Below are 4,930 nucleotides of genomic sequence, written 5' to 3'. Positions count from 1 at the left end.
GCCCATGCGGCGGCGGCGTTCGGCAAGGGGCGGGTGGTGCCCTATAAACCCTCGGGCGCCAACGAGGTTCGCGCCGCGGGCCATGCCTTTCTGGACATGCGCAGCCGGATCGAGCGCCAGATCGAACAGCGCACCCTGATGCTGTCCGGGGTCAGCCATGACCTGCGCACGCCGCTGACCCGGCTCAGGCTGTCGCTGTCATTGGCTGACGAGACCGAGGACACCGCCGCCATGCTGGGCGATGTCGCGGATATGGAGCGGATGCTGGACGCGTTTCTGGACTTTGCCCGCGCCGATTCGATGGGCGAGCCGGAACCGACCGATCCGGCGGCATTGCTGGCCGGGCTGGTGGCGCGGTCAGACCGCTTTGCCCATCGGGTGACGCTGGCGCCGATGCCCAAGGGCGAAACCGCGCTGTTGCGCCCGCTGGCGGTGGAACGCGCGGTGCAGAACCTGATCAACAACGCGCTGAACTATGGCACCAAATGCCGGGTCAGTCTGGACACCAGCGACCGGATGATCCGCATCAGCGTCGAAGACGACGGCCCCGGCATCCCGCCCGACCGCCGCGAGGCGGCGATGCAGCCCTTTACCCGGCTTGACGCGGCGCGGAACCTGAACAATTCCGCCGGTGTCGGGCTGGGGCTGGCGATTGCCTCGGACATCGCGCGCAGTCACGGCGGCATTCTGCGGCTGGGCGAAAGCGAGGATCTGGGCGGGCTCAAGGCCGAACTGGTGCTGGCGCGCTAGGGCTGGCGGTTGGGTTGGTAGGCCCGGCAGGATTCGAACCTGCAACCAAAGCGTTATGAGCGCTCTGCTCTAACCGTTGAGCTACAGGCCCGCCATAGGCCCAGATCAGTAGCAGACAACGCCCTAAGGTCAAGTATCGCGCGCGCCCCCGTGGACAGTTGCGGGCCAATCGTCTATCGCATCGCAAACGATCAGAGGACCGACCATGACCAACGGCAAGAACGGGCTGACCTACGCGGATGCGGGTGTGGATATTGATGCTGGCAATGCGCTGGTAGACCGGATCAAACCGGCAGCCAAACGCACGGCGCGGCCGGGGGTGATGTCGGGGCTGGGCGGCTTTGGCGCGCTGTTTGATCTCAAGGGCGCGGGCTATGTCGATCCGGTTCTGGTGGCCGCAACCGACGGGGTCGGCACCAAGCTGCGCATCGCGATTGATACCGGCGTTGTCGGCGGCGTTGGCATCGACCTTGTGGCGATGTGCGTCAACGATCTGGTCTGTCAGGGCGCCGAGCCGCTGTTCTTTCTCGACTATTTTGCCACCGGCAAGCTGAAGCTGGACGAGGCCGCCGCGGTGATCGACGGCATCGCCAAAGGCTGCGAGCTGTCCGGTTGTGCGCTGATCGGCGGCGAGACCGCTGAAATGCCCGGCATGTATCACGACGGCGATTTCGATCTGGCCGGTTTTGCCGTCGGTGCGATGGAGCGCGGCGCCGATCTGCCGGCGGGCGTGGCCGAGGGCGATGTTCTGCTGGGACTGGCCTCGGACGGGGTGCATTCCAACGGCTACTCGCTGGTGCGCAAGGTGGTTGAGCTGACCGGCCTTGGCTGGGACGCCGAGTGCCCGTTTGCCGAAGGCACGCTGGGCGAGGCTTTGCTGGCGCCGACGCGGCTGTATGTCAAACAGGCGCTGGCGGCGGTGCGGGCAGGGGGCGTGCATGCGCTGGCCCATATCACCGGCGGCGGCCTGACCGAGAACCTGCCGCGCGTGTTGCCTGAAGGGCTGGGTGCCACCATCGACCTTGGCGCATGGGATCTGCCGCCGGTGTTCCGCTGGCTGGCCGAGACCGCCGGCATGGCCGAAAGCGAGTTGCTGAAAACCTTTAACAGCGGCATCGGCATGATCGTTGTCGTCGCCGCTGACCGCGCGGATGATCTGACCGCGCTGCTGGCCGCCGAGGGCGAGACCGTCTATCGCCTTGGCGCGGTGACCGCAGGCGATGGCGTTGCTTACGAGGGCCGCCTGCTGTGAAGCGGGTTGCCATCCTGATCTCAGGGGGCGGCTCGAACATGGTCGCCCTTGCGCAAAGCATGTTGGGCGATCACCCGGCGCGCCCCTGTCTGGTGCTGTCAAATGTCGCGTCGGCCGGTGGGCTGGCCAAGGCGCAGGCGATGGGGATTCCGACCGCGGTTGTCGATCACAAACCCTATGGCAAGGACCGCGAGGCGTTCGAGGGCGCGCTGATCGCCGCGATCGACGCGCATCAGCCCGATGTCATCGCCATGGCCGGGTTCATGCACATCCTGACCCCGAAATTCATCACCCATTACGCGGGTCGGATGCTGAACATTCACCCGTCGCTGCTGCCGAAATACAAAGGGCTGCACACCCACGCCCGCGCGCTTGAGGCCGGTGATACCGAAGCCGGGTGCAGCGTGCACGAGGTCACCTCGGAACTGGATGGCGGGCCGATCCTTGGACAGGCGCGGGTGCCGGTTCTGGCCGATGACAGCGCCGACACGCTGGCAGCGCGGGTGCTGCCGATGGAACATCAGCTTTACCCGGCGGTGCTGCGCCGGTTCGTTCAGGGCGACCGCACGATGGTGGTTTTGCCCTGACCCTTTTCATTCCGGGCCGAATTGCATAAACCGGCTGAAATTTAACGTTGCCGCCCGACTTAGCCCAGGAAAACCGATCTCTGATGCGCACCCTGACCACCACCCAAGAGCTTGCCGAATTCTGCGCCGCAGCCCATGCCGGCCCCTATGTCACCATCGACACCGAATTCCTGCGCGAGCGCACCTATTACGCCAAGCTGTGCCTTGTGCAATTGGCGCTGCCGGATGATGGCGACGCGGTGCTGGTCGATCCGCTGTCCGATGGCCTGTCGATGGAGCCGCTTTACGAATTGTTCCGCGACACCAGCGTGGTGAAAGTGTTCCATGCCGCGCGGCAGGATCTTGAGATTTTCTTTGTCGAAGGCAACGTCTTTCCCGATCCGCTGTTCGACACGCAGGTCGCGGCGATGGTCTGTGGCTTTGGCGAGCAGGTCGGCTATGAAACGCTGGTCCGCAAGATCGCCAAGGCGCAGCTGGACAAGACCTCGCGCTTTACCGACTGGTCGCGCCGCCCGCTGACCGATGCGCAGAAAACCTATGCGCTGGCCGATGTTACCCATCTGCGGGACATTTATGAATATCTGGCCGCCGATCTGGAAAAAAGCGGTCGTAGCAAGTGGGTAGAGGAAGAACTTGAAGTTCTGACCGACCCTGAAACCTATATCGTCCGCCCGTCCGAGGCATGGAAACGGGTGAAAACCCGCACCACCAGCGGCAAATTCATGGCGGCGGTTCAGGAACTGGCGCGGTTCCGCGAGGGCTATGCCCAGTCCTGCAATGTGCCGCGCAGCCGGGTGTTCAAGGATGACGCGCTGCTTGAGCTGGCCTCGACCAAGCCGCAGAACCATCAGGACCTGTCGCGCTCGCGGCTGTTGCTGCGCGAGGCCCGCAAGGGCGAAATCGCTGACGGCATCCTTATGGCGCTGAAAATCGCCGCCGAGATGAAGCCCGAAGATCATCCCAAGCTGGACCGGGTGAATGAAAAGCTGCAGGTCAATCCAGCGCTGGCCGATCTGTTGCGGGTGCTGCTGAAATCCAAGGCCGAAAACTCGGGCGTGGCGCAAAAGCTGATCGCCACCTCGGCCGATCTGGATCTGATCGCCGCCGGGCAGCGCAATGTCATGGCGTTGAAAGGCTGGCGCGCCGAGGTATTCGGCGACGACGCGCTGCGGCTGTGCAACGGCGAACTGGCGCTGGCCGCCAAGGGCAGTTCGGTTCGCGTCGTCGAACTGTAATCGCTTAGCGGCGGCTGCTACGCTGGTTGGTGGCGCCTTTGACGACGATGCTGCGCACCCCGTCCAGGGTCTGATCGGTGACAAACACCGCCGCGGTAATTTCGCGCGACTGCTGCGTGCCGGCCGGATAGGGCACGGCGGGCGGATAGGTGCGGAATTGATAGGTCAGCACGCCATTCACCGGCTTTTCGTCATATTCGGCCACCAGATCGGCCGCCCAATAGCCTTGGCGCTGCGGCAGGCCGGTCGCGGTGATGATGGCGCCGCCGGGGGTGCGCTCGACCCTCAGGGTCAGCACGTCATCGACCAGCGGGCGGTTGTCCAGAATGCCGCTCTCGGGCATTACGATCACTGTTTCCTCGGACTTGCTTTTGCCGAACCAGTTCATCGGATTGATCTTGGACTCGCGCACAGACGAGCACGCGGTCAGAACAGTCACGGCCATAAGCGCGGCCAACAGCGGTGTTTTCATCGTGATCCCTCGCATTGCCCCGATGGTTAGCCGAATCCGCGCCGGTTGAAAAGCCGTCTCGGGGCGCGGGCTGGACCTTTGTCGGTCTTCATCGTAAGCGAAGGGGAAAATTCAGGACAGCGACCATGGCCAGCGCAGCATTCGAAGACCTTGTAGACACGTTCGACTTTCTGGACGATTGGGAAGACCGGTATCGGCATGTGATCGAGCTGGGCAAAGCGATGCCGCCGCTGGATGACGCGTTCAAAGTGCCTGCCACCAAGGTCGAAGGCTGTGCCAGTCAGGTCTGGCTGTTGCCCGACGTTCAGGGTAGCGGCCCGTCGGCGGTGTTTCAGTTTCAGGGCGAAAGCGATGCGATGATCGTGCGCGGTCTGATCGCGGTGCTGCATGCGCTTTATGCGGGGCTGAGCGTGGCCGAGGTCGGGCAGGTCGATGCGCCGGCTGAACTGGCGCGGCTGGGGCTGAACGATCACCTGTCTGCGCAGCGCTCAAACGGTCTGCGCGCGATGGTCGAGCGCATTCGCAAGCTGGCGGCCGAAGCCGCCCGCGCCTAATCCTGCGCCCCGGCCTTGGCGGTGTAATAGGCCAGAACATATAGGCGGATCGCCGTTGCCAGCCCGGTTTCCAGATCGCG

Annotated in this window: 6 protein-coding genes and 1 tRNA gene; 5 read left to right on the top strand and 2 right to left on the bottom strand. The window is 64.2% G+C overall.

The features are described from left to right. On the top strand, nucleotides 1-750 hold a 750-nt coding region (locus tag ABYW26_RS10465; protein ID WP_372604786.1), incomplete at its 5' end, for an ATP-binding protein. A gap of 15 nt (nucleotides 751-765) precedes the next feature. Here the strand turns inward: ABYW26_RS10465 and ABYW26_RS10460 are convergent. Continuing rightward, nucleotides 766-841 (bottom strand) — tRNA-Ile (locus tag ABYW26_RS10460). A 114-nt stretch (nucleotides 842-955) separates the two neighbouring features. Here ABYW26_RS10460 and purM point away from each other — a divergent pair. The 3 genes from purM (at nucleotide 956) to rnd (ending at nucleotide 3,824) form a co-directional block, all read left to right on the top strand. Beyond that, the gene (gene purM, locus ABYW26_RS10455; protein ID WP_372604785.1) at nucleotides 956-2,002 is read left to right on the top strand and encodes a phosphoribosylformylglycinamidine cyclo-ligase; all 1,047 of its coding nucleotides are present in this window, start codon (nucleotides 956-958) and stop codon (nucleotides 2,000-2,002) included. Continuing rightward, a complete protein-coding gene (gene purN, locus ABYW26_RS10450) occupies nucleotides 1,999-2,589 on the top strand; it encodes a phosphoribosylglycinamide formyltransferase (RefSeq protein WP_372604784.1) in 591 nt (196 codons plus the stop codon). The genes purM and purN overlap by 4 nt, the downstream gene beginning before the upstream one ends. An 83-nt stretch (nucleotides 2,590-2,672) precedes the next feature. Then, the gene (rnd, locus tag ABYW26_RS10445; RefSeq protein WP_372604783.1) at nucleotides 2,673-3,824 is read left to right on the top strand and encodes a ribonuclease D; all 1,152 of its coding nucleotides are present in this window, start codon (nucleotides 2,673-2,675) and stop codon (nucleotides 3,822-3,824) included. Between the two features lie 4 nt (nucleotides 3,825-3,828). On the opposite strand, the gene ABYW26_RS10440 is transcribed toward rnd, so the two are convergent. Further along, nucleotides 3,829-4,296, bottom strand: coding sequence for a hypothetical protein (locus tag ABYW26_RS10440; RefSeq protein WP_372604782.1), 468 nt, complete (start codon nucleotides 4,294-4,296; stop codon nucleotides 3,829-3,831). 125 nt (nucleotides 4,297-4,421) lie between these two features. Here ABYW26_RS10440 and ABYW26_RS10435 point away from each other — a divergent pair, with 125 nt between their 5' ends. Next, nucleotides 4,422-4,850, top strand: coding sequence for a SufE family protein (locus tag ABYW26_RS10435; RefSeq protein ID WP_372604781.1), 429 nt, complete (start codon nucleotides 4,422-4,424; stop codon nucleotides 4,848-4,850). Nucleotides 4,851-4,930 lie beyond the last annotated feature (80 nt).

Origin of the sequence: Actibacterium sp. (assembly GCF_041584535.1) — a bacterium.
Taxonomy (GTDB): domain Bacteria; phylum Pseudomonadota; class Alphaproteobacteria; order Rhodobacterales; family Rhodobacteraceae; genus Actibacterium_D.
The sequence above is the reverse complement of the archived record's forward strand: the minus strand, read 5'-3'. Positions and strand labels throughout refer to the sequence as shown.

Excerpts from the sequence above, each read along its gene's own strand:
- rnd (WP_372604783.1), top strand. The coding sequence starts at position 2,673 with ATGCGCACCCTGACCACCACCCAAGAGCTTGCCGAATTCTGCGCCGCA.
- ABYW26_RS10440 (WP_372604782.1), bottom strand. The coding sequence starts at position 4,296 with ATGAAAACACCGCTGTTGGCCGCGCTTATGGCCGTGACTGTTCTGACC.
- ABYW26_RS10435 (WP_372604781.1), top strand. The coding sequence starts at position 4,422 with ATGGCCAGCGCAGCATTCGAAGACCTTGTAGACACGTTCGACTTTCTG.
- purM (WP_372604785.1), top strand. The coding sequence starts at position 956 with ATGACCAACGGCAAGAACGGGCTGACCTACGCGGATGCGGGTGTGGAT.